Annotated in this window: 18 protein-coding genes and 1 riboswitch; of the genes, 11 read left to right on the top strand and 7 right to left on the bottom strand. The window is 69.2% G+C overall.

The window, feature by feature from the left end; translation table 11 throughout:
• Positions 1 to 31: 31 nt before the first annotated feature.
• Positions 32 to 871 (top strand): ABC transporter substrate-binding protein, encoded by an 840-nt coding sequence (locus OK349_RS04945; RefSeq protein WP_265116713.1) that lies wholly within the window; start codon positions 32 to 34, stop codon positions 869 to 871.
• 185 nt (positions 872 to 1,056) lie between these two features.
• Here OK349_RS04945 and OK349_RS04940 read toward each other — a convergent pair whose 3' ends face one another.
• The 5 genes from OK349_RS04940 to OK349_RS04920 form a co-directional block, all read right to left on the bottom strand.
• Positions 1,057 to 2,931, bottom strand: a complete 1,875-nt coding sequence (locus OK349_RS04940) for a TonB-dependent receptor plug domain-containing protein (RefSeq protein WP_265116712.1) — start codon at positions 2,929 to 2,931, stop codon at positions 1,057 to 1,059.
• Positions 2,932 to 3,115: 184 nt separating this feature from the next.
• A riboswitch (cobalamin riboswitch) is annotated at positions 3,116 to 3,335 on the bottom strand.
• Between the two features lie 56 nt (positions 3,336 to 3,391).
• Positions 3,392 to 5,824: a TonB-dependent receptor gene (locus tag OK349_RS04935; protein WP_265116711.1), complete on the bottom strand. Its 2,433-nt coding sequence runs from the start codon at positions 5,822 to 5,824 to the stop codon at positions 3,392 to 3,394.
• Positions 5,825 to 5,861: 37 nt separating this feature from the next.
• Positions 5,862 to 6,830, bottom strand: a complete 969-nt coding sequence (locus OK349_RS04930; protein ID WP_265116710.1) for a FecR family protein — start codon at positions 6,828 to 6,830, stop codon at positions 5,862 to 5,864.
• Positions 6,831 to 6,863: 33 nt separating this feature from the next.
• Positions 6,864 to 7,379: an RNA polymerase sigma factor gene (locus OK349_RS04925; RefSeq protein WP_265116709.1), complete on the bottom strand. Its 516-nt coding sequence runs from the start codon at positions 7,377 to 7,379 to the stop codon at positions 6,864 to 6,866.
• A gap of 103 nt (positions 7,380 to 7,482) precedes the next feature.
• The gene (locus tag OK349_RS04920) at positions 7,483 to 8,151 is read right to left on the bottom strand and encodes a M23 family metallopeptidase (protein ID WP_265116708.1); all 669 of its coding nucleotides are present in this window, start codon (positions 8,149 to 8,151) and stop codon (positions 7,483 to 7,485) included.
• A gap of 141 nt (positions 8,152 to 8,292) precedes the next feature.
• Between OK349_RS04920 and OK349_RS04915 the strand changes: the two genes are divergently transcribed.
• The 10 genes from OK349_RS04915 to OK349_RS04870 all read left to right on the top strand — a co-directional run bounded on the left by OK349_RS04915 (position 8,293) and on the right by OK349_RS04870 (position 19,487).
• Positions 8,293 to 9,105, top strand: coding sequence for an HpcH/HpaI aldolase/citrate lyase family protein (locus tag OK349_RS04915; protein WP_265116707.1), 813 nt, complete (start codon positions 8,293 to 8,295; stop codon positions 9,103 to 9,105).
• A 5-nt stretch (positions 9,106 to 9,110) separates the two neighbouring features.
• Positions 9,111 to 9,941: an inositol monophosphatase family protein gene (locus OK349_RS04910; RefSeq protein WP_265116706.1), complete on the top strand. Its 831-nt coding sequence runs from the start codon at positions 9,111 to 9,113 to the stop codon at positions 9,939 to 9,941.
• Positions 9,938 to 11,791: a polysaccharide biosynthesis/export family protein gene (locus OK349_RS04905; RefSeq protein ID WP_265116705.1), complete on the top strand. Its 1,854-nt coding sequence runs from the start codon at positions 9,938 to 9,940 to the stop codon at positions 11,789 to 11,791. Before OK349_RS04910 ends, OK349_RS04905 begins: the two co-directional genes overlap by 4 nt.
• Positions 11,788 to 12,891, top strand: coding sequence for a capsule biosynthesis protein (locus tag OK349_RS04900; protein ID WP_265116704.1), 1,104 nt, complete (start codon positions 11,788 to 11,790; stop codon positions 12,889 to 12,891). The genes OK349_RS04905 and OK349_RS04900 overlap by 4 nt, the downstream gene beginning before the upstream one ends.
• Complete coding sequence (locus OK349_RS04895; RefSeq protein ID WP_265116703.1) at positions 12,888 to 13,835, top strand: glycosyltransferase family 2 protein; 948 nt, start codon at positions 12,888 to 12,890, stop codon at positions 13,833 to 13,835. Before OK349_RS04900 ends, OK349_RS04895 begins: the two co-directional genes overlap by 4 nt.
• On the top strand, positions 13,832 to 15,124 hold the full coding sequence (locus tag OK349_RS04890; protein ID WP_265116702.1) for a hypothetical protein: 1,293 nt from the start codon (positions 13,832 to 13,834) through the stop codon (positions 15,122 to 15,124). The genes OK349_RS04895 and OK349_RS04890 overlap by 4 nt, the downstream gene beginning before the upstream one ends.
• Positions 15,121 to 16,134, top strand: coding sequence for an NAD-dependent epimerase/dehydratase family protein (locus tag OK349_RS04885; RefSeq protein ID WP_265116701.1), 1,014 nt, complete (start codon positions 15,121 to 15,123; stop codon positions 16,132 to 16,134). Before OK349_RS04890 ends, OK349_RS04885 begins: the two co-directional genes overlap by 4 nt.
• On the top strand, positions 16,131 to 17,954 hold the full coding sequence (locus OK349_RS04880; protein ID WP_265116700.1) for a thiamine pyrophosphate-binding protein: 1,824 nt from the start codon (positions 16,131 to 16,133) through the stop codon (positions 17,952 to 17,954). The genes OK349_RS04885 and OK349_RS04880 overlap by 4 nt, the downstream gene beginning before the upstream one ends.
• 178 nt (positions 17,955 to 18,132) lie before the next feature.
• Positions 18,133 to 18,540, top strand: a complete 408-nt coding sequence (locus OK349_RS04875) for a GtrA family protein (RefSeq protein WP_265116699.1) — start codon at positions 18,133 to 18,135, stop codon at positions 18,538 to 18,540.
• On the top strand, positions 18,537 to 19,487 hold the full coding sequence (locus OK349_RS04870) for a class I SAM-dependent methyltransferase (RefSeq protein WP_265116698.1): 951 nt from the start codon (positions 18,537 to 18,539) through the stop codon (positions 19,485 to 19,487). The genes OK349_RS04875 and OK349_RS04870 overlap by 4 nt, the downstream gene beginning before the upstream one ends.
• Here the strand turns inward: OK349_RS04870 and rfbG are convergent.
• Together rfbG and rfbF are read right to left on the bottom strand one after the other, a co-directional pair.
• Positions 19,445 to 20,530 (bottom strand): CDP-glucose 4,6-dehydratase, encoded by a 1,086-nt coding sequence (rfbG, locus tag OK349_RS04865; RefSeq protein ID WP_265116697.1) that lies wholly within the window; start codon positions 20,528 to 20,530, stop codon positions 19,445 to 19,447. The two genes, OK349_RS04870 and rfbG, sit on opposite strands and share 43 nt — an antisense overlap.
• The gene (gene rfbF / locus OK349_RS04860; RefSeq protein WP_265116696.1) at positions 20,515 to 21,288 is read right to left on the bottom strand and encodes a glucose-1-phosphate cytidylyltransferase; all 774 of its coding nucleotides are present in this window, start codon (positions 21,286 to 21,288) and stop codon (positions 20,515 to 20,517) included. Before rfbF ends, rfbG begins: the two co-directional genes overlap by 16 nt.
• Positions 21,289 to 21,297: the final 9 nt, after the last annotated feature.

The raw sequence follows: 21,297 nt of genomic DNA, 5'->3' as shown, positions 1-21,297 counted from the left end.
GCACGGGATCGGAGCTAGGAACGGGGGCGTGATGCGGCATCTCCTTCATCTTGCGGCCATCGCCCTGCTCGGGGTCGGCACCTCGGCCAGCTCGACTCAGCCGCAACCGTCCGGCGCGCCAGTTCGACCACAGCGGATCGTTTCGCTCAACCTCTGCACCGATCAGCTGCTCATGGCGCTCGCCGATCGCGACCAGATCGCCGGGCTGACCAGCCATGCCCGCGATGCCGGGATGTCGGCCGCGGCCACCAAGGCGCAGGGCCTGCCGATCCTCAAGGCCTCGTCCGAGCAATTGTTCGCGGCCAAGCCCGATCTGATTCTCGGCATGCCCGCGAGCAGCCACCCGATGCTGCAGCCGCTCAATCCGAACGCATATCGCACGATCGATCTCGAATATGCGGAAAGCTATGCGGCGATCGTCGGCCAGATCCGCACTGTCGCTGCCGCGATCGGCCACCCCGCGCGGGGCGAAGCATTGATCCGCCGGATGGAGACCGAACTCGCCAGGATACCTGCGGCCGGCCGCGGCAAGGTCGCCGCTTATTACCAGCGCCGCGGCTATTTGACCGGCACTGGCACGCTGATCGATGACCTGATGACGCGTACCGGCCTCATCAATCTCGCCGCGAAGCTCGGCAAGCCGCCGCTGTCGCAGGTCAGCCTCGAGGAAATGGTCGCCGCCCAGCCCGATTTCCTGATCGTCGAGAGCGCCACCGCCCGCGTCGTCGACCAGGGCACCGAGATGCTGCACCACCCGGCGCTGCGCCGCATCCCGCGCATCGCGATCCCGCAGGCATGGACGGTGTGCGGCGGACCGGCTTACGTGCTGGCCGCACGCAGCATCGCCGAACAGGCTGCGCGTAACCGTTAGGCCCAGTCGATATTCAGCATCAGGACGGTTTCCATTCCTCCCCCGGAGGGGGAGGAATGATTGAATGCCAATACGGCCTAGACCCCGATTCCCGGTGGCCGGATCGCTCTGCTCATCGAACGAGTGGGTCACTGCGAGCCTCGTGAAAAAAAGGGAGGCATCGCTAGGCGCCTCCCGCACAACCCTCAGAAGCTCAGCCGCACGCCGCCATAGAAGCTCTGGCCGAGCGCGTTCTTGCCGAAGCTCATCTGATAATCCTTGTCGAACAGGTTCACGACGCGGCCATAGACCTCGATATTCCCGGTAATCCCGTAGGAGCCGAGCAGGTCGACCACCTCATAACCCTCGGTGATCCCGCCGAAGCTCGCCGCGTTGCGATCGCGATAGCGCGCCCGCGCGGTGAGCGAGAGGCGCTCGATCGGGGTGATCGTCACCGACGTGCTGCCCGAATGCTTGGGCCGGCCGAGATCGAACCAGACGTCGTTCTCTGCCGGGTCGTTCTCGGCCTCGAGATAGGTGTAGCTCTGGCGGATCGACAGCCAGTCGGTCGGGCGCACGTCCAGCGCGATCTCGACGCCCGATTTCCGGGTCTTGCCGAACTGGGTGTAGCAGCCCTGCGCGGCGAGGGTGCAGTCGAACACGATCTCGTTGCGCGTGCGCGTGAAGAAGTACGAGAATTGCGCGGTAAAGCGCTCGCCGAAGCCGAGATCGATGCCGACATCGCCGCCCTCGCTGGTCTCGACCTTCAGCTCCGGATTGCCGAAGCTCGGATCGAACAGCTGGTAGAGGCCGGGCGCCTTGGCGCCTGATCCATAGCTCGCGCGCAGCTTGACGTCGCCGCCGCCGATCGCGTCCTGCACGACATAAGCGCCGGTCACGCGATAGGTGTCGAAGCTGCCGAAGCGACTATTGTCGTCGATGCGCGCGGCGCCGGTGATGGTCAGGCCCGCGACCGGCCGCAGCGCGGCTTCGGCATAGGCCGACTTGGTCGTGATCTTGGCATCGAACACGCCCGAGAAGCTGGTGACCTGGTCGGTATATTCCTCCTCGTAATTGGCCCCGGCTGCGACACCGAACACGCCGCTCTTGTCATAGCTGGCGTTGAGCGAGAGCGAGTCCTTGGTGCCCTCGAACAAGTCGCCTTCGGGCAGGTTCCACATCCCGAAATAACGGCGCTGCGCCTTGTAGCGGCTCGCCGTCGCGGTGGCGCGCAGCGCACCGTCGTCGCTGCGGAAGCTGCCCTGACCGGCCAGCGCCCATTCCTTGACGCGCGCCGTGTCGAGGCTGTCGGCGGTCGTGTCGTCAAGGTCGCTGTGCGAATCCTGCCAGAAGCCGATCAGCTGCAGGTCGACATTGGCGCTCGCCGCCAGCCCGAGCCGGCCGCTGAAGCCATAGCGCCAATATTCGTCGTCTTCCGCCGCGTCACCTGCCGGCGTATCGGCCAGCGACGGGCCCTTGTGGCGATAGCCGCTCGCGGTCAGGCGGAAGTCGAGCGCGCCGGTGCGGCCGAGCAGCGAGGCGCCGCCGTTCAGCGTGTCGTGCGATCCCGCTTCGCCCTCGGCGTTCACAGTGATGCCATCCGCGGTCGCGCGCTGGGTGATGATGTTCACCACCCCGCCGATCGCGTCCGAGCCATAGAGCGAGCTCTGGTTGCCGCGCAGCACCTCGATCCGCGCGATGTCGCGGGTGGTGAGGTCGTCGGTCTGGTATTGCGTGCTGATGTTGCTGGGGTCGCCGAGCTCGATGCCGTCGATCAGGTAGAGCACCTGGTCATTGTCCGATCCGCGGATGCTGACGCTGGTGGCGTCGCCCGGCCGGTCGGAGCTGATCTGGATGCCGGCCAGGTCCTGCAGCACGTCCTTGGCGAAAATGATCTGCTCGCGCTCGAGGTCCTCGGCGGTGACGATGCTCACCGCGCTGCCGATTTCGCGCGCGGTCAGCGGCACGCGGCTGGCGGTGACGATGACCTCGTCGTCGGTGCCCTGGGGCGGGCTGGTGTCCTGCGCGAAGGCCGGCGTGGCGGCGGTGGCGAGCAATAGGGTCAGGAAACGGTAGTTCACGGCGTAATCCCCCCGGCGTCGGAGCAACGGATGTGCTGGGGCGTGCCATCCGCGCGCGAACGGCCGTCGCGCTCTCGCGGGCGGACGCTGGAGGCACCCGCGCAAGCGCAACCGTGCGGCCCCGGCCGCATGGTTCGTCGCTCAGACGGAGAGAAACCGTGCCTTGGCCTATCCCTGGACCCAGGCAAGAGCGACTCGCGCTGGCAGGTCTCCTGGCTCGCGGGTCGTCGCTTGGCGCACGGCCTTCCCGGATCGATGATCCAGTGGCTGCTTCCTCAAGGGGAAGCCAGTGCGCCTCGCTCGCCGCTCACAGTTGCAGGGACAGCCGCGGTTTTGGATGGTCGCCCACCCGCACCGCATTCCCGATTAAGCCCCGTTGGGGCACCGGCGCGATCATTGGACAACCGGATTTCTCCCGGTTGCGAGGCGCGCCCTACGCGCAATCCCGCTTGTTGCCAACTCAGAACGCGAGGTCGAAGCCGATCCGGATGGCGCGCGGGCGCAGCGGGGTGATCTGGTCGCGGTCGCGGATCAGGAAGGGCGAGCCGAGCGCGAAGCGGTTGCCGCGCGAATCGGCCAGGTTGGTGAGCGCGAGGCTGAGGCTGCGGCGGTCATTGCCGATGCGCGCTTCGAGCATCGTGTCGAGATAGTCGCCCTGAAGCCGCTCGAGGATCGGCCCGATGCCCAGGGTCGACTGGCCGACATAGCGCGCATGACCGGTGAGCGAGAGCGCGGCGTCGCTCGACAGGTCCGCGGTGTAGGCGAAGCCCAGCCGCGCGGTCGCATCGGCGACGTTGGGGAGCCGGTCGGCGGGGATCGCGGGGGCGTCGATCGGCAGGAGGATCACGTCGCGGCGCGTGACGCTGCTGTCGTTGAGATAGACCGAGGCGTCGAGCTCCAGCCCCGGCACCGGCCGCCAGCGCCCGGCGAGGCCCAGCGAGAACACCTCGCCGTCGCCGATATTGGCGGTGGTGGGAAAGCCGAAGCCGTCGATCACGTCGGCCTGGATATGCTTCCAGTTGGTCCATGATCCGCTGAGCGCGAGGTCGAAATTATGGCCGATATAGCGCCCGCCGCTCTCGATCGTGGTGACGCGGTCGCCCTGGAAGCGCTGGATGAAGTTCTGGCGGACGGCAATCCCGCCAGGCCGGAAGCCCTGCTGGAGCCGCGCGAACAGGGTGAGTTCGTCAGTCGGGCGCCAGGCCAGCGCGGCGGAGGGGAGCAGCCGCGTCTCGCTGCGGGTCCCGCGCGCGCTCGGGTCGACGCGGAACGCCAGCGCCACCGGCACATCCTCCGAATAGCCGGCCAGGCTCGCATGGGTGAGCCGGCTGCCGAGCGTCAGCGTCACCCGCGGCGCCGGCTCGACCGTCACTTCGCCATAGAGCGTCGCTTCCTCGACGCGGTTGGTGACGCCGGTCATCGGCTCGAAGATCGCGGCGGACCAGCTATAGGCGCGGCTCGGAACCACGGTGCCATTTGTCACGCCGCCCGCGGACACGGCCAATGTCGGCGCGATGTCCATGCGCCGCTGCACGCGCGCCTCGTTGCGCAGCAGGCTCGCCGCGAGCAGCCAGCCGGTGCCGTTCGGCCCGCGCTGCGCCAGCCGCGTCTCGAAGGTCAGCATCGAGATGCGGTTGGTCTGCGAATAGCCGGTGCCCGGCGCGTCGAACACCGGCTTGACCTCGGGCGCCGCGGGATCGGCCAGCGCCTGCCCCTCGAACATCTCGAACACATACTGGCGGGCGTAGCCGAGCGAGGAAGTGAGCTCGAGATCGTCCCAGCGCTTGCGCACGACGAGGTCGGCGAGCCAGTAATCGCTGCGGAAAGGCTGGGCGATGCTGCTCACCCGGGCCAGGTCGCCCGCGCCGCGCTCGGCATATTGGCTGTCGTCGCCGCGGATCTTCTGGCCGACGCCGCTCAGGTCGACCATCCAGCCATCGCCCGGGTCGAAGCGCAGCGCGCCGCGCCCGCCGACCGTGCGCACGCGGTTCACATCGCGCAGCCCGCGGCCGAGATCGTCGATATAGCCGCCCTCGATCGATCCGAAGGCAAGGCCACGGAACGCCAGCTTGTCCTCGATCAGCGGCACGTTGACGATCGTGCCGCCATCGACGGTCGGCTGGCCGTGCTGCACCCCGGTGATGCCACCCCACGCCGCGCCGCCAAAGTTGATGAGGTCCGGCGCGCGCGGCACCACACGCACCACGCCGCCGAGCGATCCGGCGCCGTAGAGCGTCCCCTGCGGCCCTTCGAGCACCTCGATGCTCTGCACGTCGTAGAGCCGCAGATTGGGGTCGGGCGCGCTATAGGTGATGCGGCTGTTGCCCCAATATTGGCCGACCGTGGCCTGGGTCGGCCCGACGAAGCTCGAATCGGCGATGCCGCGCACGAACAGCTTGTTGCGCCCCGGGCCGAGATGGGTCGAGACCACGCTGGCGATGCGCGCCTCGATCGCGCCGGTGCCCTGCATCGCATCGGCCGCCGAGAGGCTGTCCCCGGCGACGATCTGCACGCCGCCGGGATAGGCGCCGAGCGGGATGTCGCGCTTGGTCGCGGTGACTACGACCTCGATCGGCGCCTCCGGCTCGGATGGCCCGGCGATGGCGGGCGGTGGCGGCGCCCGGCGCGGGGCAGGGCGCGCGAGGGCAGGGGCGCGCTCGACGAGGTAGGTGGCAGCGGCGACACGCCGCGCCCGCGCCCCGGTGCCGCGCAATGCCCGGTCGAGCGCTTCGCCCGCGGTCATCTGGCCGCGCACCGGACGGATCCGGATCCCGGCCAGCGCCGGATCGCGGAAGCCAATGCTCGCGCCCGACTGGCTGCTGAGGATGCGGATCGCTGCGTCGAGCCGCGTTTCGGCCAGGCGAATATCGGCCGCTCGCTCCCGCGCGATCACGGGAGACGCGAGGATGAATGGGATCAGGGCAAGGGGGCTAGCGCGGTGGACCATTGGCAGGCGACATCACCCATCCTTCCCCGTCCGCGGTGAACCGGACGCCCAGCAGCGGTCCGGCCCGCTTCAGAACCTCGCCGGGCTCGCCCTTGAGCACCAGCGTGCCGTTGAACGGCTGCAGCGATGCGGTGCCCTCGGCCACGCGCACCGGGCGGCCGAGATTGCGCGCGAGATCCCGCGCGATCCGGTCGAGCGAGGCGCCGGCATAATGGAGCGCGCCCTGCTGCCAGCCGCCGACGTCCTGCGGGCTGGCCTTGCGCAGCACCACCGCCCCGGCGCGCGAGCGCGAGAGCGCGTCGCCGGCGTCGAGCCGCACCTGGTTCGCGCCCGGCTGGTAGATCACCGCGCCCTCCGCCACCTCGACATCGAGCGCGCCGCCATCGGCGACGACGTTGAACACCGTGCCGGCATCGAGCAGCCGCGTCTCGCCGGTCACCACGACGAATGGATTGCGTTCGTCATGCTTGACCTCGAACAGCGCCTCGCCCTGCGCCAGCTCGACATGGCGCGGCGTGTCGCGGTCGAGCGTCACGCGCGTGCCGCCGTTGAGGATGATGCGCGACCCGTCGGCAAGCTCGATCGCGCGCCGCTCGCCCGGTGCGGTCGCGATCTGCTCGGCCGGGCTGCCGCGGTCGATCAGCCCCCAGCTGGCAACGGCGGCCACGGCGGCGGCAATCGCGGCGGCCGCGGGGAACCAGCGGCGGCGCGGCGCCCGCACTTCGCTCCCGTCACCCGGCTGCCAGGCAGGCTTGGGCGCAGCCGCAAGCAGCGCAGCGGCATGCTCCACCTGCGCCAGCGCCGTCTCGTAAGCAGTGAGATGCGCGGGCGAAGCTTCGAGCCACGCGGTGAAGCCGTCCCAGTCGGCGAAACCCGCGTCATCGACCCGGATCGCCCAGGCGCGAGCGGCCTCTTCGATCTCCGGTGTGGGCGGCAGGGCGTTCGATTCCATCGTCATATCGCCACCTTGACGGACTCGCGCCGCTCAGTCCGCATCGAACGTCGCCTTGAGTTGCGCGAGCGCGCGGTACGCCTTCTGCAGATCCTTCTCTACCGAGCTCAGGCTGATCCCCAATTCGCCCGCGATCACCGCCTGGCCCACGCCGTCGAGCCGGTAGCGGCGGAAGACGTGCCCCGGCCGCGGTCCCAGCGCGGCCAGCGCCGCCTCCACCGCGCGCAGCTGCTCGCGCGCGATCAGCGAACGCTCGCCCTTGGGCGCCTCGACCTCGGGCACGCTCACCTCGTGCCAGTCCTGCTGGCGCCGCGCGCGGCTGACGCTCGACCGCCGCCGGTCGCGCATCAGATTCTCGGCGGCACGGAACAGATAGGACACCGTGTCCGCGATCGGCTCGGCCGGCGCGGTGGCGACTCGCTGCCACAGGTCATGGAGCACGTCCTCGGCCTCGTCGCCCGCACCGCGCGCGGCGAGGAAGCGCAGCAACCGCGCGCGCTCGTTCAGGATTACGCGCTGGAGCCCGCTGACCGCTTCGCCCGAAGTCATGGCTGCCCGGTAGCCATGTTGCGCGCGGAATGCGAATCCGCCCCGGTCGGGCGGGGCGGATTGCAGGCCGAGCGTCGGGTCTTCGAGGGACGCGAGATTATCGTCAAAGCTCAGGTCCGCGGTCCTCTGGCAAACTGGCGTCGCGCGCACGGGCGAAGGCCGAGCGGTGCGGCGCGGCGGGTGCAATCACCGCCGCCGCCCGCGGGAGCGCCGCGCCGCCCAGATGCGGCAGCGGGTCCACCGCGCGGCCGTCGGCGCGCAGCTCGAAATGCAGGTGGCTGCCGGTCGATCGTCCGGTCGATCCCATCAGCGCGATCACGTCCCCGCGCGTCACCTGCGCGCCTGCGGGCACCAGCACGCGCGCGAGATGTGCGTAGCGCGTCGCGATCCCGCCGCCATGCGCGATCTCGACGAGATTGCCATAGCTCCCGGCGCGGCCCGCGAAGCGCACGAATCCCGTCTCTGCGGCACGCACGGGGGTTCCGGCATGGCCTGGAATATCGATGCCGTAATGCATCCGCGCGGCGCGGTGGAACGGGTCCGACCGCACGCCGAAGCGCGAGGAGATGCGCGGCAATGCCGCCGGCGCGCCTTTATTGGGGGCGGGCGCGCCGGCGGCCGGCCCGGGTTGGAACCCGGGCTGCGCTGCTGCCCAGTTGCGAACGGCGGGGCCATTTCCGCGGGGCAGCTCGGCGATGTCCGGCGCGGTGCGATCGGCGGCCGCGAGCAGCGACAGCGCCAATGGCATCGGGAGGGTGAGAATGCCGGGCATCGCCCGCAAGACGGAGCCGCGCGCGGCAACCCGCATGCCACCGCGCGATTTTTTTCGTGGTCGCGGCCCGGTTGCGGGAACCGGCGGCACGCTCCGTCTCGGCAAGCATCAGTAACTGCTTGCCTGTGAGGAGACTCGCCCATGAATTCCGCCGAACGCCGCATGCTCGACATGCTGAAGAAAGGCCGGGACCAATATGGCGTCGTCGCCGTCAAGGCGGAGTTCGAAGCCGAGGGCACGCGCCCCGACGAACTGCTCCGCCTGCTCGAACTGACCCGCCGCGCCGACCTCAAGGTCGCGCTCAAGATCGGCGGGTGCGAGGCGGTGTCGGACCTGCTCGCCTCGAAGCTCTACGGCGTCGACCACGTCATCGCGCCGATGGTCGAGACGCGCTACGCCCTCTCCAAATACATCGACGCCAAGGGCAAGACCTATGGCGGGGACGCGGGCGGGACGAGGTTCCTGTTCAACCTCGAGACCGAATCGACCCTCGGCAATCTCGAATCGATGCTGCCGCTCGCAGCGGAGGGCGTCGACGGCATCGTGTTCGGCCGCGTCGACTTCACCCTGTCGCGCGGCCTGCCGCGCAAGGCGGTCAATACGCGCGAGATCAGCGATGCGGTGCTGATCGTCGCCGAGGCGTGCCGCGCCAACGACCTCGAGCTGGTTGTCGGCGGATCGGTGTCGCCCGAGGCGATCGACGCTCTGCGCGAGTTCCGCAAGATCCGGCTCGACCGGTTCGAGACGCGCAAGATCGTGTTCGACGGCGCCGCTGCGGAAGCGGCTGACATCGAGGACGGCATCGCCAACGCCGTCGCCTTCGAGCTCGCCTGGCTGGAGAACAAGCGCGATTATTACCGCGCCGCCGCCGAGGAGGATTCGGCGCGCATCCGCATGATGCAGGAGCGCGCTGGCGCCGCCGCGCCGGCCAAGCTGGCGAGCGTGGCGGCCTGACGGTCATGTCGCTTACCGAAAACGTCGCCGCACTGATGCGGCGCGTCGCGGCGCACGAGGTGATGCCGCGCTTCCGCACGCTCGCCACGGACGAGATCGCCGAGAAGAGCCCGGGCGAGGTGGTCACCACCGCCGATCGCGAATCCGAGCAGCGGCTGAGCGAAGGCCTCGAAGCGCTCGGCCTCGGCGCGCGCATCGTCGGCGAGGAAGCCGCCTCGCGCGATCCGGCGCTGCTCGATCGCGTCGGCGAGGGGCTGGTGTGGCTGGTCGACCCGCTCGACGGTACCGCCAATTTCGCCGCGGGCCATGGCCCGTTCGGGATGATGGTCGCGCTGGTCGAGGATGGCGTGCCGCTCGCTGGCTGGATGCTCGATCCGCAGAGCGGTCGCCTGTGCCATGCCGAGCGCGGCAAAGGGGCCTGGTGTGACGGCGCGCGGGTCAACGCCCGCACCAGCGGCAGCGCCCGCCCGGTCGCGGCGCTGGCGACCCAATTCATGAGCACGGCGTGGCGCGAGCGAGTCCATGCGTCCGCCCGCCGCCGTTTCGCGCAGGTGCCGATCCCGCGCTGCGCGGCGGAAAGCTATCCGCGCCTGGTTTTCGGCAGCAACGACGTCGCGCTGTTCCAGCGTATCCTGCCCTGGGATCACGCTCCGGGCGTGCTGTTCCTGACCGAAGCCGGCGGCCATGCGACGCACTGGAACCGCGCGCCCTATCGCGTCGGCGGCGAGGGCGCCGGCCTGCTCGTCGCGGCGGATGCGCGGCACTGGGAGGTGGCGGCCGAGCTGCTGCTGGTCCCCGGCGGCGCGCTCATCGACATGGAAACCCGTGCGGCATGAAGTTTTGTTCGACCCGGCTCGTCACTGCCTCGGCGGTGGCGATGCTTCTTCCCGTTTCCGCGTTTGCCCAGCTCGCCTCGCCCGTCGCGGCCGGAGGGCAGGGCGCTGACACCCCGGTGACGGGCGGCGCGCAGGTCGCCGTCCCCCCGGCCGAAATCGCGCCTTTCCGTCCGCAGACGATCGAGACACCACCGACCGAGCCCGCCGCGCCCGACCCCGAGGCCAGGAGCAAGCCGCCCGCGCCGCGCGCCGCCAACGAATATGAGGCGTTCGTCTCGACCGTCGCGGGCAAGCCGCTGCGCCGTTTCGGCACCGAGCTGCTGCTGCCCGAGGCGAAGGGCTTCGCCGTCTCCCCGGTCGCCGCGGTGCCGCCCGACTATCGCCTCAACCCCGGCGACGAGCTGCTGCTCGGGCTCACCGGATCGGTGCAGGCGTCGGGCCTGCGGCTGACGATCGATCCCGAGGGCCGCATCTTCATCCCCCGCGTCGGCGCGATCCGTGTCGGCGGTGTGCGCTATGGCGATGTCCATGCGGTGATCGAGCGCCAGGTCGCGCGCCAGTATCGCGGCTTCGCGCTAGAGGTTGCGGTCGCCAGGCTGCGCGGCGTCACCGTCTACGTCACCGGCTTCGCGGCCAAGCCCGGCGCCTACAATGTCGGCAGCCTTTCGACCCTGATCAACGCGGTGCTCGCCGCGGGCGGGCCGTCGGAGGGCGGTAGCTTCCGCTCGATTCAGCTGCGCCGCGACGGCAAGCTCGTCTCGGACTTCGATCTCTACGATCTGTTGCTGCGCGGCGACCGCAGCGGCGACGCGGTGCTGCAGAATGGCGACGTGCTCTATGTCGCCCCGGCGGGCGACCAGGTCGCGGTGATCGGCAGCGTCAACCGCGAAGCGATCTTCGAGATCGCACCCGACGAAACTCTGTCCGATGTGCTGCTCTATGCCGGCGGGATCAGCACGATCGCCGACGGCACGCGGCTGATGATGCTCGATTCGCTCGGCCGCTCGGCGACCGGCTGGACCGAGGTCAGCGCCGCCGATGCGAGGGCCCGCAAGGCGCAACGCGGCGATGTCGTGCGCGTGCTCTCCAACATCGATCTCGCGCGGCCGATGGGCCAGCAATCCGTACTGGTGACGATCAGCGGCGAGGTCGCCAAGCCCGGCCGCTATTATTTCAAGCCCGGCACGCGTCTCGCCGACGTGGTGTCCGCCGCGGGCGGGCTGACCGCCGAGGCCTTCCCCTATGCCAGCGTCATCACGCGCGAGAGTGTCAAGCGGCAGCAGCGCGAGAGCTTCGATCGTGCGATCGACGATGTCGAGCTGCAGCTCACCGCGCAGCCGGTGACCTCGGTCAACCGTGCGCAGCTGATCCAGCCGTCGAACCTCGCCCTGGTGGATTCGGTCGTCGACCAGCTGCGCAAGCGCGAGCCGACCGGGCGGCTGGTGTTCGACCTGCCGGTCGACGCCGCTGCGCTGCCCGGCGACCTGATCCTTGAGAACAACGACACGATCCATGTGCCGCCGCGCCCGGTGACGGTCGGCGTGTTCGGCGCGGTGCCGAGCCCGGCGTCCTTCGCCTATCGCGCGGGCGGGACGATCGGCCACTATATCGAATCCGCGGGCGGGGTGCAGAAGCTCGGCGACAAGAAGGAGATCTTCGTCGTCCGTGCCAACGGAACGGTGCTGTCCGACGGCAAGCGCGTGCTGCGCGCGCGCGCCTTGCCCGGCGACCTCATCTACGTGCCGATCGAGGCCAATCGCGGCGAGTTCTGGGCGCGGCTGCGCGACATTACCGGCACGCTGTTCGGCGGATTGGTCGGCGCGGCGTCGATCGCGTCGATCGTCAGATGAGTGTGATTCAAAAAATGGGCGCGTGGATCGGCGATCCGCGCCGCCGCCGCATCGCCTATGTGCTGCTGGCGCTGGTGCTGGCGGTGCTGTGCGTCGTCCCGCGTCCCTATGTGGCCCGTGCGAAAGTGGTGCCGCAGGACAGCAGCAGCATCGGACTCGGCTCGATGACCAGTGCCGTCGGCGGACAGATGCAGGGCTTTGCCGCGTTGCTCGGCGGGGCGAAGACCCCGGTCGATCTTTACCTCGCCATCGGGCGCGGGACCGAGGTAACCGACAGTGTCATCGCGCGCATGAAGCTGGTGGGCGAGGGAGGTTATCCCAGCGTCGAGAAGGCGCGCCTTGCGCTGATGAAGCGCGTGGACGTCCATTCGCTCACCGGCGGGATCGTCGAGGTCGAGGTCCGCACCCACGACCCCGCCTTCGCCCAGCGCCTCACCGAAACCTATGTCCGCGCGATCAGCGACCGGCTCACCGCGCTTGGCGAGGACCGGGTCAAGCGCAAGCAGGCGGTGGTCCAGCGCCGCTTCAAGGAAGCCGCCGGCCGCGTGGTCACAGCCGAGGGCTCGCTCGGCGAGTTCCGTCGCCGCAACAACCTGGCCGCGCCTGAAGCGCAGCTCGGCTCCGCCCTGTCGCTGCGCGCAGGTCTCGAAGCCCAGCTCCAGGCCAAGCTGGTGGAGCTCAGCACCCTCGAGCAGTTCCAGGGGCCCGAGAACCCGCAGCTGATGGCGGTCCGCTCCGAAGTCTCGCAGCTGCGCGCTCAGATCGCCCAGAGCGCCCGCCCCGACACCGGCCCCGCTGGACCCAATGTCGCAGGCCTCTCCGAAGTCTCCGGCGAGTATCTCAACCTCTACCGCGACTACCGCTTCGCCCAGGCGCTCTATGAGGTCTACGCCCGCGCCTCGGAAGAGGTCGCGGTCGAGACCCTCGCCGCCGAGACCGCCACCGACGTCCAGGTCATCGAGGCCCCGCGCCTCGACGACGACCGCAAGTTCAACATCTCCGCCGTCGCGCTGCTCGCGCTGGTCATCGCGCTGGCGCTGTTCACCGAGATCTACGCCCCCGCGACCGGCATCCGCCTGTGGAAACGGGCCGAGCCGTGAGCGACGTTCCGGAACTGTCGATCGTCATTCCCTGCTTCAACGAGGCGGAGAATGTGCTGGGCATCGTCGCCGCCGTCACCGCCGAGGCCCAGCGCCACGTGGCGAGCCATGAGATCATCTTGATCGACAACGACTCCACCGACGGCACCCGCGACCTGATGCGCGAGATCTGCGCCGCCGACCCTCGCGTCCGCGCGATCCTCAACAACCGCAACTATGGCCAGATGCGCTCGCCGACCTACGCCATCTACCAGGCCGCGGGCGCCGCGGTGATCGGCATGGGCGCCGACTTCCAGGACCCGCCCGCGATGATCGGCACCTTCGTCCAGCAATGGCGAGCCGGCGCGCAGATCGTCCTCGCCCAGCGCCGTTCGGAGCGCACCTCCTGGCTGCTCGGCCAGACCCGCAAGCACGGCTACCGCTTCCTCGCCCGCTTCGGCGACCACCCCGTGGTCCCCGGCGCCACCGGCTTCGGCCTGTTCGACCGGCAGGTGGTCGACACGCTCGCCCGCTGGAACGAGCCCGAGCCGTTCTTCCGCGCGATGCTGGTCGAGAGCGGCTTCCGCCTCGCCGTGGTCCCCTTCGACCGCCCCGAGCGCGCGGCGGGAGAGAGCAAGAACGACTTCGCCGCGCTCTTCGCCTTCGCCCTCTCGGGCCTGGCGGGATCGGCCAAGTCGCTGCTGCGTCTCCCCATCCTGCTCTCCTTCTGGGCAGCTGCCGCCGCGCTCGCGCTCTTCCTCGCGGCAATCATCGCAGCGCTCTTCGGCGGACCCGGCCTCTTCCTGCTCGGTCTCGCCATCGTCACCGGCATGTTCGCCGTCTTGCTCCTGTTCCTCGGCCTGATCGGCGAGCAGGTGCGTCTGATCTCCGAGCGCACGCGCAACGTGCCGCTGGTGATCGAGGCGGAGCGGATCAACTTCCCCGCCGACCGTCCGGCGCCGTGACCCGCCGCCTGCGCCTGCTCCCCGAACTCCTCCTCGCCGCCGCGGTGGTGGCGAGCTTCGCCGCGACCGTGATCGCCTTCCAGCGCACCGGCTATCTGCCTCAGCCCTTCGTGTTCGACACCAACGACACCTTCATGGACTGGTTCAACACCGCCTATTGGGCGAACAACCCGGGCGCCTACGATGTGTGGCGGACGATCTACCCGCCGCTGTCGTTCGTGTTCCTCGACACGTTCAGCCTGCCCGGCTGCTACCTTCAATCGCCCTTCCACGCGCGCGACTGCGACTGGCTCGGCCGCGCCACGATCTACGCCTTCTACCTGATCGACGTCGCCCTGATCTGGCTGAGCCTGCGCCGCCTCGACCGCGCCACCGCCCCGATGCGCACCGTCGCGCTCGCCCTCGGCCTCCCGCTGCTCTTCACCCTCGAGCGCGGCAACCTGATCCTCGCCGGGTTCGCCTGCTTCATCCTCGCGCACGGCCCGCTGCTGCGTCAGGGCTGGGGCAGGGCGCTCGCCGCCGCCGCGACGATCAACTTCAAGCCCTATCTCCTGCTCCCCGTGCTCGCCCACGCCGTGAAGCGCGAGTGGCGCCCGCTCGAGATCGCCGGCATCGCCACCATCCTGCTCTACCTCGTCACGCTCGCCATGGTCGGCGCCGGCACTCCGGGCGAGATCGTCTCGAACACCGCCAACTGGGTCGTGTTCCAGAGCGGGCAGGTGTGGGGCGAGATCAACTATTCGACCAGCTACGCCCCGCTGATGCTGGTGCAGAAGGCACCGATCCCGCTGCTCCAGTTCGTCTCCTCGCAGACCGTCGACACGATCATTCTCGCCGCCTCGAGCGTGATCCGCGCCACGCAGGGCATCGCGCTCGCCGCCCTGCTCGCCGCCTGGCTGCAGCCCGGCGCGGTGTCGCGCGAGCGCATCGCCGCGCTCCTCCTCGGCGCCTATCTCGTCACCCAGTCGCCCGGCGGCTACACGCAGGTCTTCCTGATCTTCCTCGTATTCCTCCAGCCGTGGCGCCGCCCGGGCCCGATCGCCGCGATCGTCTGCGCCTATCTCCTGTGCCTCGTCGGCGACATGCCGCTCTCGACCATCCTCGAGCTCTCGACAACCAGCTGGCTCAGCGGCCGCCCGGTCGAGCCCGCCTTCGGCCTCACCATCGGCCATTTCGTCCGCCCCGGGGTGATCGCGCTGCTCGTCTGGGCGCTCGCGCTCGACACCATTGCCCAAAGTGTCCGCGCGCATCGCGGCCACCGCCCGGTGTTGGGGCTCGCCGCGGTATGATCCTCGACCGCGACCTCGACGCGGTGAACGCCGCGCTCGCCCCGCTCTGGCCGCGCCTTGCCGGCGCGCGCATCTTCATGACCGGCGGCACCGGCTTCATCGGCCGCTGGATGCTCGAAGCGCTCGCCCGTACCGATCTCGACACCGAGATCGTCGTGCTCACCCGCGACCCCGACGCCTTCGCCGAAAAGGCCCCCCATCTCGCCGCCCGCACCACCTTGCTCCCCGGCGATGTCCTGGCGTTCGACCCGCCCAAGGGCCGCTTCACCCACATCGTTCACGCCGCGACCGACGCCAGCGCCGCGCTCAACGCGCGCGATCCGCTGCGCATGGTCGACACGATCGTCACCGGCACCCGCCGCACGCTCGATTTCGCCCGCACCAGTGGCGCGACGCGCTTCCTCTACTTGAGCTCCGGCGCGGTCTATGGTGCCCAGCCGCCCGAAATCATCCATGTCGCGGAGGACTGGCACGGCGGCCCCGACCCGCGCGACCCGCGCTCCGCCTATGGCGAGGGCAAGCGCGCCGCCGAGATGCTCTGCGCGATCTACGTCCGTCAGTTCGGCCTCGAACTCGTCAGCGCGCGCATCTTCGCGCTGCTCGGCCCGCTGCTCTCGCTCGACATCCACTTCGCCGCCGGCAACTTCATCCGCGACGCGATGGCCGGCGCGCGCATTCGCGTCGAGGGCTCGGGGCAGGCCGTCCGCTCCTATCTCTACGCCGCCGACCTCACCGTGTGGCTGTGGACCTTGCTGCTCAAAGGCCGCCCCGGCGAAACCTACAATCTCGGCTCGGAGGAAGCCGTCTCGATCGCCGATCTCGCGCGCCGCACCGCCGCGATCCTCGGTGGCCCCGGGGTCGAGATCCTCGGCCGCCCCGATCCCGGCTGGAATCCCGGCCGCTACGTCCCCTCGACCGCGAAGGTCCGCCGCGATCTCGGCGTCGCGTCCACCGTCGATCTCGACGAGGCGATCCGCCGCACCGCGCTTCACAACGGATGGAATCCATGAGTCTCGTCAAGCTTTCCGACTGGGTCGCCGAAACGCTCGCACAGCGCGGCATCCGCGACGTCTTCATGCTGACCGGGGGAGGGGCGATGCACCTCAACCACTCGCTCGGCACGCATCCCGCGCTCAAGACCACCTTCACCCATCACGAGCAGGCGCTGGCGATGGCCGCCGAGGCCTATTATCGCCTCACCAACCGGCTCGCGGTGGTCAACGTCACCTCAGGCCCCGGCGGCACCAACGCGATCACCGGCGTCTATGGCGCGTATGTCGACTCGATCGGCATGCTGGTCATCTCGGGCCAGGTGAAGACCGAGACCACTGTCCGCGCCACCGGCCTGCCGCTCCGCCAGTTCGGCGACCAGGAACTCGATATCGAGGAACTGGTCCGCCCGGTCACCAAATACGCCACGATGGTGCTCGACCCGCGCTCGATCTGCTATCATCTCGAAAAGGCGATCCACCTCGCCACCACCGGCCGCCCGGGCCCGGTGTGGCTCGACATCCCGCTCGACGTGCAGGCGGCCAAGATCGACCCGGACGACCTGCTCCCCGGCTTCGATCCCGCCGAGCTGGACCAGCCGTGGCAGGCGACCGACCTCGACAACACCGCCGACGCGATCCTCGCCAAGCTTGCTGCGGCCGAGCGCCCGGTCGTGCTGGCGGGCGGCGGCGTGCGCCTCTCCGGCGCGCATGCCGAATTCCTTGCGCTGATCGAGAAGCTCGGCGTCCCCGTCGTCACCGGGTGGAACGCGCACGACGTGCTGTGGAACGATCATCCGCTCTATTGCGGCCGCCCCGGCACGGTCGGCGACCGCGGCGGCAACATGGTCACGCAAAGCGCCGATCTGCTCCTCATCCTCGGCAGCCGCCTCAACATCCGTCAGGTGAGCTACAACTGGAAGAGCTTCGCGCGCGAAGCCTACAAGATCTGGGTCGATATCGACCCGGTCGAGCTCGCCAAGCCCACCGTCACCCCCGACATGCCCGTGGTCGCCGATCTCGCCGACCTCATCCCGGCGTTGCGCGCGCGGCCCTATGCCGGCCCGACCGAAGCCCACACCGAATGGCTCGACTGGTCGCGCGAGCGGGTTTTCAATTTCCCCACGGTGCTGCCGGAATATCGCCGCCATGGCCCCAGCATCCATCCCTATGTGGCGATGGACGAGCTTTTCGCGCAGCTCGCCGAGGACGATGTCGTCGTCACCGGCAACGGCAGCGCCTGCGTGGTCAGCTTCCAGACCGCGGACTTGAAGCAGGGCCAGCGCCTCTGGACCAATTCGGGTTGCGCGACGATGGGCTATGATCTCCCCGCCGCGATCGGCGTCTGGGCGGCGACGAACGGCGAGAAACGCATCATCGCCATCGCCGGCGACGGCAGCATCATGATGAACATCCAGGAGCTGCAGACCATCGCCGGCTACGACATGCCGGTGAAGATTTTCCTCGTGAACAACAGCGGTTACGTCTCGATCTTCCAGACGCACCGCAATTTCTTCAACGGAGTCGAGGTCGGCGGCGGGCCCAAGAGCAACGTCACCTTCCCCGATTTCGGCAAGGTCGCCACCACCTTCGGCTTCAACTATTTCCGCGCGGAATCGCACAACGATCTGCCCAGCGCGATCGCTTCGGCGCTGGCCGCCGATGGCCCGGTGCTGTGCGAGCTGATCATCGACGAGCATGTGTCGTTCGCGCCCAAGCTCGGCGCCAAGGCGCACCCGGACGGTCGCATCACCTCGCCCGCGCTGGAGGATTTGTCGCCCTTCCTCCCGCGCGAGGTGCTGCGCGCGAATATGCGGATTCCGCTGATGGAGGAGTCGTGATGAGCGCTGTCGCCCTCAGACAAGGACGCGCAGTTCTTCCTTCGTCACCCCGGCCTTGTGCCGGGGTCCACTCAGCCTCACGCGCTGAGCTTGAGCCTCTTTCTCATCGCTTGCGTCCAGGTGGACCCCGGCACAAGGCCGGGGTGACGAAGTGGGTTGAGAAGCGGAGGCTCCAGCCATGATCGGGACGAGGGCCGAGCGCCCGTTGCGCTTCGCCGCCGCGGGCGCGGCGAACACCATCTTCGGGGTCGGTATCTACCCGCTGCTGCTATGGGCGGTGCCGGTGTTCCACACGCACTATCTGCTCGCGCTCGGCATCGCGCAGGTGGTCAGCCTGTGCTTCGCCTTCACCACCTACAAGCTCGGCGTGTTCCGCACCCGCGGCAACGTGATGCGCGAATTCGGCGCCTTCGCCGGCTTCTACCTCGCCAACTATGCCGCCAACTGGGTCGCGCTGCCGATCCTGGTCGAGGTCGGCGGAATCGCGCCGGTGATCGCGCAATTGGGCTTCGCGCTGGTGATCATCGTGACCAGCTGGTTCTGGCACAGCCGCGTCACCTTCCGCGCGGCGGGGAGGGGGGCATGAGCGAGTTTCTCCACCGCGATTGCCCTGCCTGCGGATCGTCCGAGTCGCGCAGCGAAGTCCGCGCGGGCAAGGCCGCCGAGACGATGAGCCTCGACGCGCTGCGCCCGTTCTGGGCCGGGCTGTTCAAGGAGAAATGCTTCTTTTCCTATCACCGCTGCGTTGCGTGCGGGCAGCTCTATAACCCGGTGTTCTTCACCCCCGGCCAGCTCGGCGAGCTCTACGCCCGCATGGCGCCCAACATGGACGCAGTCGGTGACGCCGCGATCGTCGCGACGCAGCAGGGCTATTTCGCGCGCGCTGCCGCGAACGGCGGCCTGTCCGGCGGCTATCTCGAGATCGGCCCCGATGTCGGCCATATCGTACGCTCTGCTGCGCAGCATGGCGGGTTTGACCGCTTCTGGCTGTTCGAGCCCAATGTCGCGATCCACGATCAGCTTCGTGCGTCGGCGGGCGGCAAGCCGGCGCTGCTCTCGACCGGCATGGACGATCTCTCGCCGGTGCTCGACGGCTCGGTCGGCCTCGCAGTGATGGTGCATGTGCTCGACCACCTGCTCGATCCGCTGGCGATGCTCGCCCAGATCCGCGCCAAGCTACGCCCCGGCGGCACGCTGATGATCGTCACGCACGACGAAAGCTCGCTGCTGCGGCATGTGATGGGCAAGCGCTGGCCGCCCTTCTGCCTCCAGCATCCCGAACTCTACAATCCGGCGACGATGAAGGCGCTGCTCGGCCGCGCCGGGTTCGCCGACGTGACGGTCGAGGGCAGCCGCAACGTCTTCCCGCTCGATTTCCTCGTGCGCCAGGCGGCATGGGCGGCGGGGGTCCGGATCAGGCGCGTGCCGCTGCCGCCGGTCCCGGTCGGCCTCAAGCTCGGCAATATCCTGACGCTGGCGAAGGTGCCGGCTCAGGCCGCGGCGCGCTCGCCCATGCTCGAAGCCGCCGAATAATCGGCGATCTGGGCGAGGGTGACGGCGCGCGCGTCCTCGCCCGCGCCCACCGCCTTGTGCCAGTCGACGATCCACTCCAGCGCACGGTCGAGCGTGAGGGCAGGGCGCCAGCCCAGCGCCGCGCGCGCCTTGGAGCTGTCGAGCCGCAGCAGCCCGGCTTCGTGCGGCCGCGGCCCGCTGTCGAGCAGCGGCGCGTCGCCGCCGCCCCACGCCGCGCGCATCCGCTCGACGATCCAGCTCACCGGCCGCGCATCCTCGTCCGAGGGCCCGAAGTTCCACGCATCGGCGAAGCTGCGGTCGCCCGCCATCAGCCGCTCTGCGATCGCGATATAGCCGCCCAGCGCCTCCAGCACGTGCTGCCACGGCCGTACCGCATCGGGCGCGCGGATCAGCGGCGCCACGCCCGCCTCGAACGCGCGCACCAGGTCCGGGATCAGCCGGTCTGTGGCCCAGTCGCCCCCGCCGATGACATTGCCCGCGCGCACTGTGGCAAGGGCTGGGCCGTCACTCTCGAAAAACGAGCTGCGCCACGACGCCGCGGCGAGCTCGGCGCAACCCTTGCTGCTGCTGTACGGGTCGTGCCCGCCCATCGGATCGCTCTCGCGATAGGGCCACACCCATTCGCGGTTGGCGTAGCATTTGTCGCTGGTCACGCAGACGATGCCCTCGACCCCGCCGACCTGCCGCGCGGCCTCGAGGACATGCACGGTGCCCATCACATTGGTCGCATAGGTCGCCACGGGGTCGGAATAGGACTGCCGCACCAGCGGCTGCGCGGCGAGATGGAAGACAAGTTCGGGCTTTGCCCTCGCGAAAACGGAATGCACCAAAGCGTAATCGCGAACATCGGCTTCGACATGTTCCGCGATGTCTCGAATCCGCGCCGCCTCGAACAGGCTCGGCTCGGTGGGGGCGGGAAGCGCCAGACCGGTCACCTCGGCCCCCATGGAATGCAGCCAGAGGCTCAGCCAGCTGCCCTTGAATCCGGTATGCCCGGTGACCAGCACCCGGCGCCCGCGCCACCCGCTCACCAGCGCTTCCACGGCGCATTTCCGCCGTTCCACAGCTCTTCCAGGTACATCTTGTCGCGCAGCGTATCCATCGGCTGCCAGAAGCCGTCATGGCGATATCCCATCAGCTCGCCGCCGCGCGCCAGCGTTTCCAGCGGCTTCTGCTCCCACACGCTGTCCGGCCCGTCGATCAGGTCGAGCACCGAGGGATCGGCGACGAAGAATCCGCCATTGATCTGCCCGCCGTCACCTGCAGGTTTCTCCTTGAAATCCGTGACTTGCGTGCCCTTGAACTCAAGCGCGCCAAAGCGTCCCGGCGGCGACACCGCAGTGATCGTCGCGCGCAGCCCATGCGCCTTGTGGAAGCTCACCAGGTCCGCAATGTCGATGTCCGCCACGCCGTCGCCATAGGTGAAGCAGAACGGCTCGCCGTCATCGAGATAGGGCCGGATCGCCCCCAGCCGCCCGCCGGTCATCGTCGCCGCGCCGGTCTCGACCAGGGTGATGCGCCACGGCTCGGAGCGGGCATGATGCACCTCCATCCCGTTGCCGCCGCGCAGGTCGATCGTGACGTCGGAGGTGTGGAGGAAGTAGTTCGCGAAGAACTCCTTGATCAGATAGCCCTTGTAACCGAGGCAGATCACGAAGTCGTTGAAGCCGGCGGCGGAATAGATCTTCATGATGTGCCACAGGATCGGCATCCCGCCGATCTCGACCATCGGCTTGGGCCGAACGGCGGTTTCCTCGCCGAGCCGGGTGCCGAGACCACCGGCCAGGATTACGGTTCGCATCGTCACTCC

The sequence above is a fragment of the Sphingomonas sp. BT-65 genome (assembly GCF_026107375.2).
GTDB lineage: Bacteria > Pseudomonadota > Alphaproteobacteria > Sphingomonadales > Sphingomonadaceae > Sphingomonas.
Note: the sequence above shows the minus strand (reverse complement) of the source record. Positions and strands in the feature narration are given on the sequence as shown.

Bases quoted from the DNA above. Each gene is read 5' to 3' on its own strand.
- OK349_RS04945 (WP_265116713.1), top strand. From the start codon at position 32: ATGCGGCATCTCCTTCATCTTGCGGCCATCGCCCTGCTCGGGGTCGGC.
- OK349_RS04930 (WP_265116710.1), bottom strand. From the start codon at position 6,830: ATGGAATCGAACGCCCTGCCGCCCACACCGGAGATCGAAGAGGCCGCT.
- OK349_RS04925 (WP_265116709.1), bottom strand. From the start codon at position 7,379: ATGACTTCGGGCGAAGCGGTCAGCGGGCTCCAGCGCGTAATCCTGAAC.
- OK349_RS04920 (WP_265116708.1), bottom strand. From the start codon at position 8,151: ATGCCCGGCATTCTCACCCTCCCGATGCCATTGGCGCTGTCGCTGCTC.
- OK349_RS04915 (WP_265116707.1), top strand. From the start codon at position 8,293: ATGAATTCCGCCGAACGCCGCATGCTCGACATGCTGAAGAAAGGCCGG.
- OK349_RS04910 (WP_265116706.1), top strand. From the start codon at position 9,111: ATGTCGCTTACCGAAAACGTCGCCGCACTGATGCGGCGCGTCGCGGCG.
- OK349_RS04905 (WP_265116705.1), top strand. From the start codon at position 9,938: ATGAAGTTTTGTTCGACCCGGCTCGTCACTGCCTCGGCGGTGGCGATG.
- OK349_RS04900 (WP_265116704.1), top strand. From the start codon at position 11,788: ATGAGTGTGATTCAAAAAATGGGCGCGTGGATCGGCGATCCGCGCCGC.
- OK349_RS04885 (WP_265116701.1), top strand. From the start codon at position 15,121: ATGATCCTCGACCGCGACCTCGACGCGGTGAACGCCGCGCTCGCCCCG.
- OK349_RS04880 (WP_265116700.1), top strand. From the start codon at position 16,131: ATGAGTCTCGTCAAGCTTTCCGACTGGGTCGCCGAAACGCTCGCACAG.
- OK349_RS04875 (WP_265116699.1), top strand. From the start codon at position 18,133: ATGATCGGGACGAGGGCCGAGCGCCCGTTGCGCTTCGCCGCCGCGGGC.
- OK349_RS04870 (WP_265116698.1), top strand. From the start codon at position 18,537: ATGAGCGAGTTTCTCCACCGCGATTGCCCTGCCTGCGGATCGTCCGAG.
- rfbF (WP_265116696.1), bottom strand. From the start codon at position 21,288: ATGCGAACCGTAATCCTGGCCGGTGGTCTCGGCACCCGGCTCGGCGAG.